The following is an 18,115-nucleotide window of genomic DNA, read 5'->3' on the forward strand; positions in this document are numbered from 1 at the left end:
ACCCTATCGGCCCGTGTCGGCCCGCCGGGTCCGCACGGTGCGCCCGACCGCCCAGGCGACGCCCGCGGCGCCGACCAGGACCAGGGCCCACTCGGGCAGCGTGCCCAGGGTGGTCGCCGGGGTGCTGGAGGACCGCAGCGGCACCTCCTGCACGAGGGTGCCGGGGACGAACATGCCGGTGCGCGCGGTCACCCGGCCGTCGGGCAGGATGATCGCGCTGACCCCGCTGGTCACCGGCACGGTCACCGTCCTGCCGTGCTCGACGGCCCGCACCCGGGACATGGCGAGCTGCTGGTAGGTCATCTCGCTGCGGCCGAAGGTGGCGTTGTTGCTCGGCACCGAGAGCAGCTGGGCGCCGGAGGTCACGGTGTCGCGCACCGCCCAGTCGAAGGCGGCCTCGTAGCAGGTGATGAGCCCGACGCCGGTGCCGTTCATCTCGAAGACGCCCGGGGTGGTGCCGCGGCTGAAGTCCCGCCGGACCATGCTGGTCCAGGTCTCGTTGATCGCGCCGATCAGGGGGCGAAGCGGCAGGTACTCACCGAAGGGCTGGGTCTGCCGCTTGTCGTAGGTGTCGACCGGGCCCTTCTCGGGGTCCCAGAGGATCTGCTCGTTGTAGACCTTGCCGTCCCGCTCGACCACGCCGCCGACGGCGATCGGGGCGCCCACGGCCTTGGCGGCGCGGTCGATGACCTCGGCGGCGTCGGCGTTGGCGAAGGGGTCGATGTCCGAGGAGTTCTCCGGCCACAGCACCAGGTCGGGCCGCTCCGCCTCGCCTGCCGCGATGCGGTCGGCGAGGCGCTCGGTCTCACGGACGTGGTAGTCGAGCACCGCGCGCCGCTGGGCGTTGAAGTCGAGGCCCAGGCGCGGCACGTTGCCCTGGATCACGGCGACGGTGGCCGTGCCGTCCTCGGCGCCGGCGTCCACCGCGGCGCGCGCGACCAGCGCGGCGCCGAACGGGGCGAGCAGGCTCAGCAGCGCGGCGACCGCGGCGCCGCGGCGCACGATCCGGGTGCGGCGTGCCGACCACGCCTGCCGGACCGCCTCGCAGAGTCCGAAGCCGCTGAGCACCACCGCGAAGCCGAGCAGCGGGGTGCCGCCCAGGGCGGCCAGCGGAAGCAGGACGCCGTCGGCCTGGCCGAACGCGGCCTTGCCCCAGGGGAAGCCCCCGAACGGGAAACGCGCCCGCACGGCCTCGCCGGCCGTCCACACCGCCGCCGCCCACAGGGGCCAGGCGGGCAGCCGGGACACGGCCGCGACGCCCACCGCGGTGAGGCCGAGGAACAGGGCCTCCACGGCGACCAGGGCGAGCCACGGCCCGGGACCGACCTCGATGCCGGTCCACACCAGCAGCGGCAGCAGGAAGCCGAGGCCGAAGAGGTAGCCGAGCCCGAGGGCGGGCTTCCAGCGGCGGCCGCGGAGCGCCTGGCCGAGGACGGCGAAGGCGGGCAGGGCGAGCCACCACAGGGTGCGCGGGGGGAAGCTCGCGTAGAGCAGCAGGCCGGAGAGGACGGCGGCCACGGCCGGCAGGAGCCGGCGAAGCCGGGCCGCGGTCCGGCCGCGGGGCGCGGCGGACCCGCCCGCGGGCTGGTCGCCCGAGGCTTCGGTGGTGGGTGCGGTGACGGTCACCTGGTGGAGTCTAAGGCGCATGTCAGAGGCCCGGATCAGGCCGGCGGACCGGTCGGCGGGGTGCCGAGGACGGTGTATCGCCGCCGGGCGGGCGGAAACCGGCGAGAACCGGGAGGAGTCGGACGGCTTCGACGGTACCCGGGCCGCTCTGCCTCCGGCCCGGCCCCGGTCCGGTGACGTTGGTCTCGCCCGGCCCGGCTGCCACCGACGCGGCATCTCGGCGCTGCCGTCGGCCTCGCCCGGAACCGCGATCGCCCGCGCGGCGCCTCAGCGCCCGACGCCGGCCTCGCCCCGGTTCCGCGCCGGCCGCGCGGCCGGCGCCATGGTGGCTCAGCGCGCCGCGCTGACCTCGCGGAGTCCGCGGCCCTCGGCGTAGAAGAGGGCGGCCTCGGTGAGCCGCGACTCGACGCCGCCGTGCAGCACGGTCAGCGTGCCCGAGCCGGCCGGGGCAGCGCCGCTCTCCGCGCCGGCGTCGCCCGCAGCGGCGTGACGCTCGCCGACGCGCCGCAGAGCCTGGGCGGCGACCGCGCCCGCGGAGCCGAGCAGCTCGGGCCGGTGGCCGACGACGCGCTCGAGGGCGGCGCCGATCCGTCCGGCGACCAGTTCGTAGTGGGTGCAGCCCAGCACCACGGTGCGCACCCGCGCCGGGGTGAGTGCGGCGGCGGCCGCGACGGCGGCCTCCACGGCGGTCTCGTCGGCGTGCTCGACCGCGTCCGCCAGGCCGGGGCAGGGCACCTCGGTGACGTCGACACCCGCGGCGAACTGCTCGATCAGCCCACGCTGGTAAGGACTGCCGGTGGTGGCGGGGGTGGCCCAGATGGCGACCGGGCCCCCGCCGGCGGCCGCGGGCTTGATCGCGGGCACCGTGCCGACGACCGGCAGCGCGGGCTCCAGGTGGGCCCGGAGCGTGGGCAGCGCGTGCACCGACGCGGTGTTGCAGGCCACGATCAGGGCATCGGGGCGGTGGGCCGCGGCGGCCTCGGCGACGGCCAGGGCGAGCCGGGCGATGTCCTCGGAGCCGCGGGGGCCCCAGGGCATGCTGCCGGGGTCGGAGGAGAGGACCAGATCGGCGTCGGGCCTCAGCCGGCGCACCGCGGCGGCCGCCGCCAGCAGCCCGATTCCGGAGTCCATGAGCGCGATCTTCACTCCGTCACCATAGTCGATGGGCGTGGAGCGCCCGGTTCCGTGATGCAGACTGCGGCGATGAGCGTCGTGGTGTGGATCTCCGCCGTGTCCCTCGCCGTCTGGCTCTGGCTGCTGCTCGGCCACGGGCGTTTCTGGCGCACCGACGTGCGGCTCCCCGAGCGGCGGGAGCCGGCGGCGTGGCCGAGGGTGGCGGTCGTGGTCCCGGCCCGCGACGAGGCGGACGTCCTCCCGCTCAGCCTGCCGTCGCTGCTGGCCCAGGACTATCCGGGCGAGGCCTCCGTGGTACTGGTGGACGACGGCAGCACCGACGGCACCGGCGACCTGGCCCGGGAGATGGCCCGCCGCCCCGGAGGGCTGCCGCTGACCGTCGCCTCGCCCGGCGAGCCGCCGGACGGCTGGACCGGCAAGCTCTGGGCGGTCCGGCACGGGCTCGCCGTGGCGCGTGCCGGCTCCCCCGAGTTCGTGCTGCTGACCGACGCGGACATCGCGCACGCACCGGACAGCCTGCGTTCCCTGGTCTCCGCCGCGGTCACCGGCGGCTTCGACATGGTGTCGCTGATGGCCCGGCTGCGGGTGGCGGGCGCCTGGGAGCGTCTGGTGGTGCCTGCCTTCGTGTACTTCTTCGCGCAGCTCTACCCCTTCCGCCGGGTGGCGCGGCCGGAGTGCCGGACCGCGGCGGCCGCCGGGGGCTGCGTCCTGCTGCGCGCCTCGGCCGCCGAGGAGGCGGGGATCCCGGAGTCGATCCGGGGCGCGGTGATCGACGACGTGGCGCTGGCGGGTGCGGTGAAGGGGCGCTCCCCCGGCGCGCGGATCTGGCTCGGGCTGGCCGACGGCGTGGTCAGCGTGCGCCCGTACCCCCGGCTGCGGGACCTGTGGCGGATGGTGGCGCGCAGCGCCTACGCCCAACTGCGCCACAGCCCCGCGCTCCTGGCGGGCACGGCGGCGGGTCTGTGCCTGGTCTACCTGGCGCCGCCGGCGGCCCTGGCGGCCGGTCTGGTGGCGGGTGTGCCGGCCGCGGCGGTCTGCGGGGGCGCGGCCTGGCTGCTGATGGCGGCGAGTTACCTGCCGATGGTGCGGTACCACCGGCAGCCGCCCTGGGCGGCGGTGCTGCTGCCGTTCACCGCGTCGCTCTACACGCTGATGACGGTGGATTCCGCGGTGCGCCACTGCCGGGGGCGGGGCGCGGCCTGGAAGGGGCGCACCTACGGCCGCCCCGAGCCCCTTTCCGTCACCCGTTCGCGGAGGGCTCCGAACGGCCGAACGGGCACCAGCGGCCAGGACGCCTGACGGACTGCCACAAATCCCCCGTAACGCTCTCAGGGAACGCTCCCGTGACTGAAGTTAACCGTGGGTAACGTGTCCGATACCGGCCCTCATACACGATTCGCGATGGACAGGAAGCCCCTTTTTGCCAAATTCGCTCGGATTGGGTATCCAACATCACCGCCGACACGGAAAACAACCTTCTTATCTGTCTCCCCAACGACCACATCGTGGGCTTAACTTATGGGTATGACCTCCCCCCGCTCCCCTTACGGCGGCGGCTATTCCTCAGCCGCGTTCCCGGACACCCCGATCTACGACTCCCTGGTCGCCGAGCGGGGTACCCCTCAGATCGCGCCCATCCGGGTGCCGCCGATGTACGACACGCCGTCGTACACCACCCACTCCTCCTACGGCGCCGGCGGCAGCCACCTGCCGGCCCTGCCCGCCCTGCCGTCGGGCCCGTCCTACCAGCCGCCGGCCCCTCAGCCGCCCGCGCCGTCCTACGGGTACCCGCAGGCGCACCCGGCGCTCCCCGCCGCCCAGGCCGCGCTGCCTCCGGCGCCCTCGCCGGTCCCGGCCCCGTACATCCCGCAGCAGGCGGCCGGACCGCGCGGCTACCCGACGCAGCAGCAGCCCCGTCCCGCGCCGCACGCCGGCACCGGGTACGAGGCGATGCGTCCGGCCGCTCCGCGCCCCGCCCCGGCTCCGGCGCAGCAGCAGGCCCCGTACGGTCAGCAGGCCCCGTACACCCCGCAGTACGGCCAGCAGGCGCCGGTCTCCTACCAGCCGCAGTACGGCCAGCAGGAGTACCGCGGCTACTGAACCGGGAGGGCGGTCCGGGCCCGATGGCACGATGACCGCATGGGGAAAGCGGAAGTTCATTCGATTCACGTACATCCGGTCAAGGCCTTCCGGGGACACCCTCTCCGGGAGGCCTTGATCGAGCCCTGGGGGCCGGAGGGGGACCGGCGCTGGGCCCTGGTCGACGACGGGGGAAAGGTCGTCACCCGGCGCCGGCATCCCCGTCTGGCCCTGGCCGCCGCCGAGCTCCTGCCCGGCGGCGTCCGTCTGTCCGCGCCCGGCATGGAGCCGCTGTCGGTTCCCGTGCCCGACCCGGCGGCCTCCGGGGCGGCGGAGGTGGACGTCTTCGGCGCCCGGGTGCGGGGAGTGCTCGCCGAGGAGGCGGCGCACGCCTGGTGCAGCGCCTATCTGGACGCCCCCGTGCGCCTGCTGCACATGGACGACCCGGCGGTCGTCCGTCCGGTCGACCCCGAGTACGCCCTGCCCGGCGAGACCGTCTCCTTCGCGGACGGCTACCCCCTGCTGCTGACCACCCTCGCCTCGCTCGAGGCGCTCAACGCGGAGGTGGCGCGGGGCGACCACCCCGGGGAGGGCCCGCTGCCGATGAACCGCTTCCGCCCCAACCTGATGGTGGACGGCTTCGCGGCCTGGGCCGAGGACGGATGGAACCGCCTGGCCGTCGGCGGCGTCCACCTCCGCGTCGCCCGGACGTGCGGGCGGTGCGTGGTGACCACCACCGACCAGGAGACCGCCCGCCGTGGGCGGGAGCCGCTGCTCACCCTCGGCCGCGTCCGCCGCTTCGGCTCGCAACTGGTGTTCGGCCAGTACCTGGTGCCCCTGACCACGGGCGTCGTGCGGGTCGGGGACCCGGTCACGGTCCTGGAGTGACCGGGTCCCCGGCCCGCTCGGGCCCGGTACCGGCTGCGGACGGTCGCGGTGCGCCGGGGCGCGGACGGTCGCGGGGCCGATGTACCGAAAGGGTGAGGTCGCTCTCTTTGCAGGCGTTCGGCGCGTAACCGGCCGGCGGGAGGGCTATCACGGAGAAGGAAGACGGGGGGACGCGGTGGGAGCGATGCGTGGGATCTGGCGGTGGCGGCACAATCCGCTGCGGCGCACGACCGATCTGGTGGAGGCGTGGGCGGCGCTGGCCGCCCTGCTGCTGATCGCGGTCGCCGCGCCGCTCGCCGGTGTGCTCGCGGGCTCCGCGGCGCACGACTCGCTCAGCCGTACGGCCCGTCAGCAGCACGCCTCGCGGCACCGCGTGACGGCCACCGTCCTGAAGGACCCGGCGGTCTCCGCGCAGCTCCCCGCGACGACCGGCCGCACCGCGGAGCGCGGCAACCGGCAGCGCGTGCTCGCCGCCTGGACCGCGCCCGACGGCACCCCACGGCAGGCGCACACCTGGACGAACCTGCGGGTCCCGGTCCCCGGGCGGCACTTCACGCTGTGGACCGACACCCGGGGACGGCCCGCCGGCCGCCCCCTCGACACCGGCGACCTGACGCTGCAGGCCGGTCTGGCCGGCGTCGGCGCGGCCCTGCTGACCACGGCGATCGCCGAGGGAGCCCGTCGCATGACCCTTCGTCACCTGATGCGGCTTCGCTTCGAGCGGCTCGACCGGGCGTGGGAGCGGGCCGGACCCGACTGGGGCAGGGCCGGTACCGGAAGCTGATCACGATCGTTCACCGGGCAACCCACCGGCGACGCGCGCGCTACGGTGGTCGGGCCGACCCGTTCGGCCCAATCCGCTACATCCCGTGTACGACGAGGTGGGGACAGAAAAGCACCATGGCACAGGGCACGGTCCAGGTGACGCACACCGGCACGTCGCGGTGGCGGCGCCGCACGGGAGAGTACTCCTCGCTCGCCTCGGCCCTGGAGGCCGCGGGCGACGGGGACGTGCTCACCGTCTCCCCCGGCACCTACCGGGAGAACCTCCTCGTCCAGCGGGCGGTGACGCTCCGGGGGCCCGAGGGACAGCCGGGGGCCGTGCGCATCGCGCCCGCCGACGGTGTGCCGCTGACGGTGCGCGGGTCCGCCGTGGTGCAGGGACTGCACCTGGAGGGGCAGGACTCCTCGGCTCCGGCGCTGCTGGTCGAGGAGGGCACCCCGGAGATCTCCGACATCCGTGTGATGACCCGCTCGGCGTCCGGCATCGAGGTCCGCGGCTCCGCGCGCCCCACGGTGCGCCGCTGCTCGGTCGACAACCCGGCGGGCGTGGGCATCGCCGTCACCGACGGCGCGGGCGGGCTCTTCGAGGAGTGCGAGGTGACCGCGGCCGGGCAGGCGGGTGTGGCGGTGCACGGCGGGGCGCGGCCCCGGCTGGAGCGCTGCAGGGTGCACCACGCCGCCGGGGCGGGCCTGAGCGCCACCGGGGAGAACTCCTTCGTGGAGGCGGTCGGCTGCGAGATCTACGAGGTGCGCGGCAGCGGGGTGCAGATCACCGGCCGGGCCACCGGCCAGCTCACCGACTGCGACGTGCACCGTACGGCCGGGGACGGCGTCACCATGGACACCGACGCGGTCCTCACGCTGGCCGACTGCCGGATCCACGACATCCCCGAGAACGCGATGGACCTGCGTTCGCGTTCGGTGCTGACGCTCACCCGCACCACCGTCCGGCAGTTCGGGCGCAACGGGCTGTCGGTGTGGGACCCGGGGACCCGGGTCGACGCCCATCGGTGCGAGATCTTCGACTCGACCGGGGACTACCCGGCGGTCTGGGTGAGCGACGGCGCGACGGCGGTGCTGGACTCCTGCCGGGTGCACGACGTGCCGGACGCGCTGTTCGTGCTGGACCGCGGTTCGCGGGTGGACGTGGTGGACAGCGACCTGAGCCAGGTCCGCAACACGGCGGTCTCGGTCAGCGACGGCGCGACCGCGCAGCTGGACGACTGCCGCATCCGGGACGCCGCCACCGGCGCCTGGTTCCGCGACCACGGCAGCGGAGGCACGCTCGCCAACTGCTCGCTGGACGGCACCCAGACGGGCGTCATCGTCACCAAGGGCGCGGACCCGACGGTGGAGCGGTGCACCGTCGACGGGCCGGCCGAGGCGGGGTTCTACGTGTCGGCGGGCGGCCGGGGCACCTTCGTCGGCTGCAAGGTGACCGGCAGCGGCGGCTACGGGTTCCACGTGCTGGACGGCTGCCGCACCACCTTGCGCAAGTGCCGCACCGAGCGGTGCGCGCGCGGCGGTTACGAGTTCGCGGAGGGCGGGGCGGGCGGCGCGGACGGACCTGACGTGGAGGACTGCACCGGCGACGAGAGCCTCGGCGCCGGCTCCTCCCTCGCGCAGGAGTCCGCCTCCGGCGACGGCACGGTGCTGACCGCTCCGGCGCGGGCGAGCACGGGCGGGCTGCTCGGTTCCGTTCCGGCGCCGAGAGCCGGGGCTCCAGCCGGTCCGGCGGACGAGGCGGGCGGCGGCGCGCCGGTGCGGGCCGCGCAGGAGGTGCTGGGCGCCCTCGACGCGCTGGTCGGACTGGAGAGCGTCAAGCGGGAGGTCCGGGCCCTCACCGACATGATCGAGGTGGGCCGGCGGCGCAGGGAGGCGGGCCTCAAGGCGGCGTCGGTGCGCCGTCACCTGGTCTTCACCGGCTCCCCCGGCACCGGCAAGACGACGGTGGCGCGGCTGTACGGAGAGATCCTGGCCTCGCTGGGCGTGCTGGAGAAGGGGCACCTGGTCGAGGTGTCCCGGGTCGACCTGGTCGGCGAGCACATCGGCTCCACGGCGATCCGCACCCAGGAGGCCTTCGACCGGGCCAGGGGCGGTGTGCTGTTCATCGACGAGGCGTACGCCCTCTCGCCGGAGGACTCGGGCCGGGACTTCGGCCGCGAGGCGATCGACACGCTGGTGAAGCTGATGGAGGACCACCGCGAGGCGGTGGTGGTGATCGTCGCGGGCTACACGGAGGAGATGGAGCGCTTCCTGTCCGTCAACCCCGGTGTGGCGTCCCGCTTCTCGCGGACCATCAGGTTCGGCGACTACGGGCCCGGCGAGCTGCTGCGGATCGTGGAGCAGCAGGCCGAGGAGCACGAGTACCGGCTGGCGGACGGCACGGACGAGGCGTTGCTGAAGTACTTCGCGGAGATCCCCAAGGGACCCGCGTTCGGCAACGGCCGCACCGCCCGCCAGACCTTCGAGGCGATGGTGGAACGGCACGCGGGCCGGGTGGCGCAGCTCCCCGACCCGAGCACCGAGGAGCTCAGCCTGCTCCACCCGGAGGATCTCCCGGCGCTGGACTGACGGGCGTCCCCGCCGGCGCGTCCTGCCCGCCGCCCCCGTCACGGGGCGCGGGCAGACCGTGCGGCAACCGGGCGAGCAGCGCGGCGCGTTCCTCGGCGAACACGGGGTCGGCCTGGTAGCCCCCGTGGCCGAGGATGGGCGAGGGCAGCGGATGCTCGGCCGTCCGGCCGAGGGAGAGCGGGTCCTTGAGCGCCTCCCGGTCGACCGGCGCGCACGGCGGGCAGCCCACGTGGCCGGCCCCGCCCGCCGCCGCATCCGTCGCGTGCGCCGCGTCCGCCGTGTCCTTCCCTCCTCCCTCGCCCACCAGGACGGGGCCGCCGATCGGGTCGGTGCGGCGGTGCAGGTTGCGCCAGCAGTCGACCTCCTGGTGCAGACGGCCGAGCGCCTCGGGGCCGAAGTGGGCGGGGAACCAGCGCCCGTACAGGCGCTCCAGCGGGGAGCCGTAGGTGAGCAGCGCGACCCGGGCCCGTACCGGGGCGGGCAGTTGCCAGGCGGCCGCCGCGGCCAGCACGCTGCCCTGCGAGTGCCCGGAGAGCACCAGCCGGCCGCCGGTGGCGGCGGTCCAGGTCGCCATCCGCCAGGTCAGGTCGGGCACGGCCCGCTCGGCGTAGCAGGGCGGCGCGAAGGGATGGGCGGCGCGCGGCCAGAAGGTGCCGACGTCCCACAGGATGCCGATGGTGCGGCGGGCGGACGCGTCCCGGTAGGCCCGGCGGCCGAAGGTGACGAAGAGTATGAAGCCCAGACCGATCAGCCAGGACCCGATGGCCTGGGCCACCTCGGCGAGCCCTTCCACGGGGGCGGGCGCGCCCTGTGCCGCGTCGGCGGGCGCCCGGCCGGTGCCGAGGGCGCCGGCCAGCGCGCCGGCCCCGAGCAGGAAGGTGACGGCGGCGACGACGCCGATGATCAGCGGGGCCCGGTCGGTCAGTGCGGCCAGCGCGCGGACCCGGGCCACCCGGCGCACCCGCACCGGGTCGTGCGGCTCGCCGGGGTGGTCGCGCAGCACCGCGGGGATCTCGCCGCGCACGGAGCGCCAGGCCCGGTGGCCGAGGACGGCCAGCAGCACCAGGACCACGACGGGCAGCAGCGGGATGACGGAGGCCTGCCAGGTCAGCACCACGGGCGGGCCGGCGAGGGTGCCGCTGCGGCCGTCGAGCCAGTCGGCGACCCGTTGGGCGACGCCGCCGGACATCACCCCGCCGAGCGCGCAGGCCAGCAGGGCGACCGCCGGACCCGCGAGTCCGCGCAGGGCGGCGCGCGGGTCGGGGCGGGAGCGATGCAGGGTGCGGGCCACGGCGGCCAGGGCCACCACCAGCAGCCCTTGGACGAGGCAGATCGCCCCGAAGACCGCGTCCCCGGCCAGCAGTCCGGCCGATCGCCAGCCGGGCCGTGACCAGGAGGCGTACACCAGGGCGAGGAGCAGCAGGGCGGCGGCTCCGAGCGGCAGCACCCGCTGCAGACGGGCGTCGAGGCCGTGGTCGATCCGGTGCTCGCTGCGGCCGCGGCGGCACACCACGGCCACCACGGCGAGGCCGGCGACGGCCAGGGTGGTCTCCAGCAGCCGGCCGAGCAGGTCGAGCAGGGCGGGGCCGCCCGGGCCGCGGTCGTGGCGGGCCGCGGCCGCGGTGACCGCCGCGGCGACGGTGAGCAGCGCGGCCGCGGTGTGCGCGGCGCGCAGCCGGGCGACCAGGCGGCGGCCGTACCAGAACCCGGGCCGCCCCAGCGGTGTGGCCTCGGCGCCCTCCTGGGGCTCGGCGGCGGCCGGCGGCTGCTGGGACTCGTACTCGCTCCAGGTGCGGTGCGAGAGGTACCAGAGCAGCACGGTGAGGGCGGTGGGCACCACGGCGGCCAGGGCCAGGCGGCGGCCCGGGGCACTCCACCAGCCCCCGGTGAGGAAGCCGAGCCAGGAGTGGGCGGTCGCGCAGGCGGGCGTGCCGGCGCACTGCCAGGCGGTCAGGTCGAGGGCGACCTCGCAGGCGGCGGCGACCAGCAGCACCGTGAGGCTCAGCCCGGCGAGCCGCACCAGCGTCCCGTGCAGACGGACGGCGCGGCCTAGGCCGTGGGCGGCGGGACGCATCCAGTGGGCCAGGTTGACGACCATGAAGGGGAGCAGCAGCAGCCACAGCGCGCGGCTGCCGTTGCCGGAGGTGAGGTTGCACCAGACATAGGCCTCCTGGACGGGGGCGGTGCCGTCGCCCGCGGGGGCGGTCGCGCCGGTCCGGACGGCGCCTTCGGCGTCCACGTCGTCGGCGCGCCGGAACACCGCCGCGGTGCCGTCGCCCGTGACGCGGACCGTCCGCGGGTCGTCGAGCATCTCCGCCGGGGTGGTGCCGCCCACGCCGTGCACGAGCAGTTCCAGGGTGGCTCCGTCCGCCGGCGGGTTCTGTGCCCGCGGCGCCGGTGTGCTCTGCGTCGCCTGTCCAGATACCACTGCTGCTCCCCCGGTGACGTGTGGTGGCCGCGGTGTCCGGCGTGCCCTCCCGGCCCGTGACATTCGAACATGTGATGCGGTGCTCCGCCCGTGGGATCTCCGTTCCCGCACCGCCTCAACCCTTCGTGACCGAATCTCCCCCCGATCGGGTGAGTGCGGTGATCCGGCGGCACCTGCGGTCACCTGACCGCGCTTCGGCGTGTCGTGCGAGGATGGAATGTCGCCGGGCCCGGTGCCGGCGCGGGAAACGCCTGGTCACAGCGCCCGAGGGGCGCGGCCGGGGGCGCGGGAGCGGCCGCGCGGGAGAAGGGACGAGGGGTAGAGGTGGCTGAGCGGCAGAACCTCCTCGCGGAGCAACGGCGGGCGCTGATCCTGGACGAGGTCCGCCGCCGCGGCGGGGTGCGGGTGAACGAGCTGACCCAGCGGCTCGGCGTGTCCGACATGACCGTGCGCCGTGACCTGGACGCGCTGGCCCGCCTGGGCGCGCTGGAGAAGGTGCACGGCGGCGCGGTGCCCGTGGAGGGCACAGAGCCCACCGGGCACGAACCGGGCTTCGAGGAGAAGACCGGCCGGGAGCCCGCCGCCAAGGAGGAGATCGCCCGCGCGGCCGCCTCGCTGGTGACCCCCGGCTCCGCGGTGGCGCTCTCCGGGGGCACGACCACCTACGCGCTGGCCCGGGTGCTGGCCGGGGTGCCGGACCTGACGGTGGTCACCAACTCGGTGCGGGTGGCCGACGTGCTGCACACCGGCGGCGCCGCGGACGGGGCGGAGGCGGGCGGGCCGACCGTGGTGCTCACCGGCGGCGTGCGCACGCCCTCCGACTCCCTGGTCGGCCCGGTGGCCGACCGGGCGATAGCCGCGCTCCACTTCGACCTGCTGTTCCTCGGCGTGCACGGCATCTCGGTGGAGGCGGGGCTGTCCACCCCGAACCTCGCCGAGGCGGAGACCAACCGGCGGCTGGTGGCCTCCGCCCGGCGCGTCGTGGTGGTCGCGGACCACACCAAGTGGGGGACGGTGGGGCTGAGTTCCTTCGCCTCGCTGTCCGAGGTGGACGTCCTGGTGACCGACGCCGGGCTGCCCGCGGTCACCCGCGCCGAGCTGTCCGAGCTGCCGCTGCGGCTGGTGGTGGCCGGGGAGGAGGACGCCGCGCCGCCGGAGACCGCGCAGGAGAACCACCGGGCGCCCCGCGCGGGCTGAGGCGACGGGCCGCCCCGCCGGTCATCGCGGCCAGACGCCCGTGCTGATCACCCGTTCCAGCACCTGCGTGTACGGGCCGATCTCCAGCCCCTGCTCGGCCAGCCAGGCGTCCGAGTAGTACTTGTCGAGGTAACGGTCACCGGGGTCGCAGAGCAGCGTCACCACGCTGCCCGAGCGTCCCGCGGCCACCATCTCCGCGACGATCTTGAGGGCGCTCCACAGTCCCGTGCCGGTGGAGCCGCCCGCCTTGCGGCCGATGACCCGCTCCAGCGCGCGCACCGCGGCCACGCTCGCCGCGTCGGGCACCTTCATCATCCGGTCCACCGCGCCGGGCACGAAGCTGGGTTCCATCCGGGGCCGCCCGATCCCCTCGATGCGCGAGCCGCCCTCGCAGACCGGCTCGGGTTCACCGGTCGTCCAGCCGTCGAAGAACACCGAGTTCTCCGGGTCCGCGACGCAGATCCGCGTGTCGTACTGCATGTAGTGCACGTAGCGGGCCAGCGTCGCCGAGGTGCCGCCGGTGCCGGCGGTGGCGACGATCCAGGCGGGCACCGGGAAGCGCTCGAGCTCCAGCTGGCGGAAGATCGATTCGGCGATGTTGTTGTTGCCCCGCCAGTCGGTGGCGCGCTCCGCGTAGGTGAACTGGTCCATGTAGTGGCCGCCCGAGTCCGCCGCCAGGCGCGCGGCCTCCTCGTACATGCGGCGCGGGTCGTCCACGAAGTGGCAGCGGCCGCCGTGGAACTCGATGAGCCGGCACTTCTCGGCACTGGTGGTACGCGGCATCACCGCGATGAACGGCACCCCGATGAGCTTCGCGAAGTAGGCCTCCGAGACGGCGGTGGAGCCGCTGGACGCCTCGATCACCGGCCGGCCGGGGCGGATCCATCCGTTGCACAGGCCGTAGAGGAAGAGCGAGCGGGCCAGCCGGTGCTTGAGGCTCCCGGTGGGGTGGGTCGACTCGTCCTTGAGGTAGAGGTCGATGTTCCACCGCTCGGGCAGCGGGAAGCGCAGCAGGTGGGTGTCGGCGGAGCGGTTGGCGTCGGCCTGGACCCGGCGCACCGCCTCCTTCAGCCAGGCGCGGTAGGTCACGTCACTGCGGTCGACGTCCGGCGTGGCGTCGGCGCCGACCAGGGGTACGGGGCGGGGCATGGCGGTCTCCTCGAACGGCCCGGCAGCACCGGGAGCCCCGATCATAGACACCTTGCACACGCTTCTCACCTGCATAAACGCATCTTTGGAGTCCTCAAGCACGGCCTTGGGAGCGCGCCGGTGACAAGGGGCGCACAAACACCACGGTGGACCCGGCCGGCGTGCCGCGCGCGCCGCGCCCGGGACCTCGTGAGGCCCTGGCGTCCGGCCGCGCGTCCGGGCAGACTGCTCGTAGGGGGTACATCGGGACGCAGCGGACAAGCGCGAAGGGGGGCGTCACCCATGCCGGAGCCGGAGTTCACCACCACCGAGGAGTTCCTCCCGACAGGGCCCGACGACATGGAACAGCCGGGAGGTCAGGTCGAGTTCACGGCGACGGGCGTGCGCATCGAGCGCGGCCTGCGCTCGCTGACCCGCGCCGGCCAGGTGCGGGTGCGGGGCGGGCTGGTGGAGCTGCTCAGCAGCGGAGGCCGCGTCCTCGCCTCCGCGCCGGCGCGAAAGGCCAGGCTCCTGCGGATGCGGTTCGGGCGGAGCGACCGCGTCCTGCTGGAGCTGGGCGGCGCCCACTACTTCCTGACGCTCCGTGACGAGGACCCCGAGTTCGGCCTCGCCGAGGCGGCCGTCGAGCGGCGGCCGGAAGGCGTCGAATCCCCGGCGGCGCGCCTGGCCCGAACGGTCCGGCTGGCCGCCCGACCCCACTGAGCAGGCCCGATCGTCCGCCGCGGGAGCGGCCGCCGGCCCCGCGGGACGCCGCGAGTTGCGGCGCCGCGGGCGCTGGGTCACGCTGTCCATACGTCACTCTCGGTTTACCGGCGACCACGCCGACTCCCGGCCGTCGCCATCTTCCGGACCTCTACGTCGGGGAGTTGCAGCCGTGATCAGTCACCCGAGCAGGCACTGCGCGGTGGAGCTCCAGGCCCTGCCGTCGCGGATCGGACAGGTCCGCAGAATCGTCTCGGCACAATTGCGCTACTGGCATCTGGACTCCCTCATCGAGCGGGCCTCGCTCGGTGTCACCGAACTGCTGACCAACGTCCACCGGCACGCCCGGCCGGACAAGACCTGCACGGTGCGGCTCGAGCTCCTGCTCGACCGGCTCACCGTGTCGGTCCACGACCACGACCCCCAGCTTCCCGTGGTGGGGGACGCCGACTCCCTGGCCGAGTCCCTGGCCACCTGCGGCCGCGGCCTGGCCATGATCGCCGCTCTCAGCGAGAGCTGGGGAGCGCGTCCGGACGGCGACTGCGGCAAGGTCGTCTGGTTCACCCTGCCCGCCGCGGACGACGCCTTCGGGGAGCCGGTCTCGCAGCCGATCCTGGTCGACGTCCGGCCGCCCGAACCGGCGCCCGTTCCCGAGTCCGAACCGGCCCTGGTCGAGGTCGTCGTCACCTCCTCCCCCGCTCCCGCCCGGTCGGCCGTTCCCGGCTGACCTGGCGGTGACCCGGTGGGCGGGCGGCGCGCGCAGGCGCCGTCCGCCCACCGCCGGGTCGACGGCGCGTGACAGGACCGGCACGTTTGCGACGGCCCTGTCCCGATCGGGTCTCCGTGTCCGCCGGCCGGGCACGCCGCGTCTACTGTTCCCCGTGATCCGCCGTGATCGTCCGCACGGCGGCACTCCCGCACTCGAAGGAACGGGGAACATGAACGAGCATCCTTCCGGCCGCCCCACGGCGCCCGGCCCTGACGCCCCTGCGCCCTCCCGCCGCCGCCTGCTCCGGCTCGCCGGCGGCGCGCTCGCCCTCGCCGCGACCGGCGCGGCGGTCACCGGCTGCGACGGCGACGCAGGGGGCGGCACCTCGGGCGGCGGCTCCGCGAAGCCGTCGGTGAGCGCGGGCAAGGGCGGGAACAAGGGCAAGGCCGGGAACAGGGGCGACGGCGCCCCCGAGCCCCGCTGGCAGGCGCAGACCACCGCGGAGGCCATGGGCGTGGTGCAGGCGCTGGTGGTCGCGGACGGCGTCGTGATAGCCACCGGCGACCCGCTCAAGGGATACGACGCGGCCACCGGCAAGGAGCGCTGGTCGCGCGAGGAACTCACCGTGCCCGGGGCGCAGATGCTGCTGGGCGACGGCACGCTCTACCTGGCGAGCGGACAGTACGACGGCGACGTCGTCGGCATCGACCCGGCCACCGGCGAGGAGACCTGGCGCAGTCGGCTGGGCGGCGCGTACGGGGATCCCCGGGTGGTCGCCGTGGACGACACCCAGGTGTACGTCATCGCCGCGGAGGTCGAGGACGGCGAGCTCACCCGGCGGAACGTGATCGCCGCGATCGACACCGCCTCGGGGCGGCCGGTGTGGAAGGAGCGGCGCGACGCGGGCACCGAGGAGCACGGCATCATCGCCGCCGTGCTGGGACGGCACCTGATCTACACCGACTACCGCAAGAACCTGACCGTGCGCGACACCGCCACGGGCCGCCAGGTGTGGACGCACAAGGTCGGCGAGTACAACTACCAGCGGTTCGGCGTGGCGGCGGGCCTGGTGATGCTCGCGGACGGCGGGAAGCTGCGGGCCTTCGACGTGGAGAGCGGCAAGCAGCGGTGGGCGCTGGCGGCCGAGGAGTTCACCAAGTTCGTCGGCCCCACCGTGCTGGAGGGCGTCCTGTACGTCTCGGACACCAACCGGAAACTGTTCGCCCTCGACCCGGCCAGCGGCGACGTGATGTGGGAGAACACCGGTCTGTCCGACCGGGAGGCCACCAGCCCGTGGCACTTCGCGCTGTCGGGCGACGTCCTGTACGCGGCCACCGAACTGGACCCGCGCGGCGGTGTGTACGCGCTGGACGCCCGGACCGGCGACTACCGGTGGACGTACAACGACGGCTCCGGTGAGCTGGACGAGTGGTTCGTCACCACGGCCGGGGGCAGCGTCTTCTGTCTCCACGGCAAGCGGCTGACGGCCCTTCCGGCTTAGCCACGGGCGGTAGGTCCCCCGGCACCGCCGGCGGTCGGACTCCCGGCACCGCCAGGCGGTAGGTCTCCCGGCACCGCCCGGCGGTCAGCCGCCCAGCACCGCCAGGGGGTCGTCGAACACCGGCTGCCAGGCCAGTTCGCCGGCCCCCACCAGGCTGTTGAAGGGCAGGGTGCAGCTCTGCAGCGGGACGGCGCCGCTCTGTCCCCACAGGCTGCGCCGGGCCACCACGGCGTGCAGCCGCTCCGGATCGGCCTCGAGCAGGGCGCGGTGCAGCCCGCCGAGGATGATGCGGTCGGGATTGAGGATGTTGACCAGTCCGGCCAGTCCCATGCCGAGCCGGTCGATCAGTGCCCGCACCGCCTCGCGTACGGCCGGGTCGTGCGTGTAGCCGTCCCGGATCAGGTCCTCCGCCTGCCGCAGCAGCGACCCCTCGGGCCCCGGCTCCCGCCCGAGCGCGGCGAGGAACGCCAGCGGGTCGGTCTCCACGTCGAGGCAGCCGCGGCTGCCGCAGTGGCAGGGCCGCCCGCCCGGGTCGACGGTGAGGTGACCGACCTCCAGGGCGAGGCCCGAACTGCCGGTGTGCAGCCGCCCGTCCAGCACCAGGGCGCCGCCGACGCCCTGGTGGCCGGTGGCGACGCACAGCAGGTGGTCGGCGCCCCGGCCGGCCGCGTGCCGGTGCTCGGCGAGCGCCGTGAGGTTCATGTCGTTGCCGACGAAGACGGGGCCGTCGACGCCCGCGGTCCGCAGGCACTCGGCGAAGACGTCCCGCACCGCGGCTCCGGCGGGCCAGGCCAGCAGGAGCGGGTTGAGCGCGACGCCGTCGGGCTCGGTGACCGCGAAGGGCACCGCCAGTCCGGCCCCGACGCACCGCCGTCCCGTCTCGCGCAGCAGCCGCGCGCCCGCCTCCACGGCGACGGAGAGCAGCTGCGCGGGGTCCTCCTCGACCTTCAGGGCGCTGTGCGCGGTGGCGACGATCCGGCCGCCGAGGCCGACCAGGGCGGTGCGGTAGCCGTCGACGTGCACCTGTGCGGCGAGGACGACGGGGCCGTGCTCGGCGACCAGCAGCCGGTGCGAGGGCCGGCCCTGCGATCCCGCGGCGGCGACCGGGTGGGCGTCGACCTCGATCAGCCCCAGCGCCTCCAGCTCGGCGGCCACGGCACCGGCCGTGGCCCGCGTCACCCCGAGTTCCGAGGTCAGCACGGCGCGGGTGGGGGCCCGCCCGGTGTGGACGAGCTGCAGGGCCGGGCCGAGCGCGCCGCGCCCGCGGTCCAGCCGGGTCCGGGTCGTACCCTCCCCCTCCGGGCGGGGGTCCGCGTTGCCGTTCATGCCGCCGAGTCTTTCATGA

General features: G+C 75.2%; 14 protein-coding genes. 9 read left to right on the forward strand and 5 right to left on the reverse strand.

All coding sequences use genetic code 11. The features are described from left to right. Positions 1-3 precede the first annotated feature (3 nt). Both lnt and ACFRAV_RS12965 read right to left on the reverse strand, forming a co-directional pair. A complete protein-coding gene (gene lnt, locus ACFRAV_RS12960) occupies positions 4-1,626 on the reverse strand; it encodes an apolipoprotein N-acyltransferase (RefSeq protein WP_382554496.1) in 1,623 nt (540 codons plus the stop codon). A 330-nt stretch (positions 1,627-1,956) separates the two neighbouring features. Then, positions 1,957-2,772 carry a glutamate racemase gene (locus ACFRAV_RS12965; protein WP_382554499.1) on the reverse strand — a complete coding sequence of 272 codons (816 nt, stop codon included), beginning with the start codon at positions 2,770-2,772 and terminating at the stop codon, positions 1,957-1,959. 57 nt (positions 2,773-2,829) lie between these two features. Between ACFRAV_RS12965 and ACFRAV_RS12970 the strand changes: the two genes are divergently transcribed. From ACFRAV_RS12970 to ACFRAV_RS12990, 5 genes are all read left to right on the forward strand, one after another. Then, positions 2,830-4,059 (forward strand): glycosyltransferase, encoded by a 1,230-nt coding sequence (locus ACFRAV_RS12970; protein ID WP_382554500.1) that lies wholly within the window; start codon positions 2,830-2,832, stop codon positions 4,057-4,059. Positions 4,060-4,284: 225 nt separating this feature from the next. After that, on the forward strand, positions 4,285-4,860 hold the full coding sequence (locus ACFRAV_RS12975) for a DUF6643 family protein (protein WP_382554503.1): 576 nt from the start codon (positions 4,285-4,287) through the stop codon (positions 4,858-4,860). Between the two features lie 39 nt (positions 4,861-4,899). Then, positions 4,900-5,727 (forward strand): MOSC domain-containing protein, encoded by an 828-nt coding sequence (locus ACFRAV_RS12980; protein ID WP_382554504.1) that lies wholly within the window; start codon positions 4,900-4,902, stop codon positions 5,725-5,727. A gap of 184 nt (positions 5,728-5,911) precedes the next feature. Beyond that, the gene (locus ACFRAV_RS12985) at positions 5,912-6,511 is read left to right on the forward strand and encodes a hypothetical protein (protein WP_382554507.1); all 600 of its coding nucleotides are present in this window, start codon (positions 5,912-5,914) and stop codon (positions 6,509-6,511) included. Between the two features lie 116 nt (positions 6,512-6,627). Next, a complete protein-coding gene (locus tag ACFRAV_RS12990; protein ID WP_382554510.1) occupies positions 6,628-9,084 on the forward strand; it encodes a right-handed parallel beta-helix repeat-containing protein in 2,457 nt (818 codons plus the stop codon). On the opposite strand, the gene ACFRAV_RS12995 is transcribed toward ACFRAV_RS12990, so the two are convergent. Beyond that, positions 9,044-11,575 (reverse strand): hypothetical protein, encoded by a 2,532-nt coding sequence (locus ACFRAV_RS12995; protein WP_382554512.1) that lies wholly within the window; start codon positions 11,573-11,575, stop codon positions 9,044-9,046. The two genes, ACFRAV_RS12990 and ACFRAV_RS12995, sit on opposite strands and share 41 nt — an antisense overlap. 261 nt (positions 11,576-11,836) lie before the next feature. On the opposite strand from ACFRAV_RS12995, the gene ACFRAV_RS13000 reads away from it, so the two are divergent. Further along, positions 11,837-12,709, forward strand: coding sequence for a DeoR/GlpR family DNA-binding transcription regulator (locus ACFRAV_RS13000; protein ID WP_382554514.1), 873 nt, complete (start codon positions 11,837-11,839; stop codon positions 12,707-12,709). A 21-nt stretch (positions 12,710-12,730) separates the two neighbouring features. Here the strand turns inward: ACFRAV_RS13000 and ACFRAV_RS13005 are convergent, their stop codons facing one another. Further along, positions 12,731-13,858, reverse strand: coding sequence for a PLP-dependent cysteine synthase family protein (locus ACFRAV_RS13005; protein ID WP_382554516.1), 1,128 nt, complete (start codon positions 13,856-13,858; stop codon positions 12,731-12,733). A gap of 282 nt (positions 13,859-14,140) precedes the next feature. Here ACFRAV_RS13005 and ACFRAV_RS13010 point away from each other — a divergent pair, with 282 nt between their 5' ends. The 3 genes from ACFRAV_RS13010 to ACFRAV_RS13020 all read left to right on the forward strand — a co-directional run bounded on the left by ACFRAV_RS13010 (position 14,141) and on the right by ACFRAV_RS13020 (position 16,770). Beyond that, a complete protein-coding gene (locus ACFRAV_RS13010) occupies positions 14,141-14,560 on the forward strand; it encodes a hypothetical protein (RefSeq protein ID WP_382554518.1) in 420 nt (139 codons plus the stop codon). A 172-nt stretch (positions 14,561-14,732) separates the two neighbouring features. Then, complete coding sequence (locus ACFRAV_RS13015) at positions 14,733-15,287, forward strand: ATP-binding protein (protein ID WP_382554519.1); 555 nt, start codon at positions 14,733-14,735, stop codon at positions 15,285-15,287. A 211-nt stretch (positions 15,288-15,498) separates the two neighbouring features. Then, entirely contained in the window at positions 15,499-16,770 is a 1,272-nt protein-coding gene (locus ACFRAV_RS13020; protein ID WP_382554520.1) for a PQQ-binding-like beta-propeller repeat protein, read from the forward strand. 84 nt (positions 16,771-16,854) lie between these two features. Here ACFRAV_RS13020 and ACFRAV_RS13025 read toward each other — a convergent pair whose 3' ends face one another. Continuing rightward, a complete protein-coding gene (locus ACFRAV_RS13025; RefSeq protein WP_382554522.1) occupies positions 16,855-18,096 on the reverse strand; it encodes an ROK family protein in 1,242 nt (413 codons plus the stop codon). Positions 18,097-18,115: the final 19 nt, after the last annotated feature.

The sequence above is a fragment of the Streptomyces sp. NPDC056600 genome, assembly GCF_042792855.1.
In the GTDB taxonomy this organism is placed as follows: Bacteria; Actinomycetota; Actinomycetes; order Streptomycetales; family Streptomycetaceae; genus Streptomyces.

Excerpts from the sequence above, each read along its gene's own strand:
- ACFRAV_RS12985 (WP_382554507.1), top strand. The coding sequence starts at position 5,912 with ATGCGTGGGATCTGGCGGTGGCGGCACAATCCGCTGCGGCGCACGACC.
- ACFRAV_RS12990 (WP_382554510.1), top strand. The coding sequence starts at position 6,628 with ATGGCACAGGGCACGGTCCAGGTGACGCACACCGGCACGTCGCGGTGG.
- ACFRAV_RS12975 (WP_382554503.1), top strand. The coding sequence starts at position 4,285 with ATGACCTCCCCCCGCTCCCCTTACGGCGGCGGCTATTCCTCAGCCGCG.
- ACFRAV_RS13005 (WP_382554516.1), bottom strand. The coding sequence starts at position 13,858 with ATGCCCCGCCCCGTACCCCTGGTCGGCGCCGACGCCACGCCGGACGTC.
- ACFRAV_RS13010 (WP_382554518.1), top strand. The coding sequence starts at position 14,141 with ATGCCGGAGCCGGAGTTCACCACCACCGAGGAGTTCCTCCCGACAGGG.
- ACFRAV_RS13020 (WP_382554520.1), top strand. The coding sequence starts at position 15,499 with ATGAACGAGCATCCTTCCGGCCGCCCCACGGCGCCCGGCCCTGACGCC.
- ACFRAV_RS12970 (WP_382554500.1), top strand. The coding sequence starts at position 2,830 with ATGAGCGTCGTGGTGTGGATCTCCGCCGTGTCCCTCGCCGTCTGGCTC.
- ACFRAV_RS12995 (WP_382554512.1), bottom strand. The coding sequence starts at position 11,575 with ATGTCACGGGCCGGGAGGGCACGCCGGACACCGCGGCCACCACACGTC.
- ACFRAV_RS13025 (WP_382554522.1), bottom strand. The coding sequence starts at position 18,096 with ATGAACGGCAACGCGGACCCCCGCCCGGAGGGGGAGGGTACGACCCGG.
- ACFRAV_RS12980 (WP_382554504.1), top strand. The coding sequence starts at position 4,900 with ATGGGGAAAGCGGAAGTTCATTCGATTCACGTACATCCGGTCAAGGCC.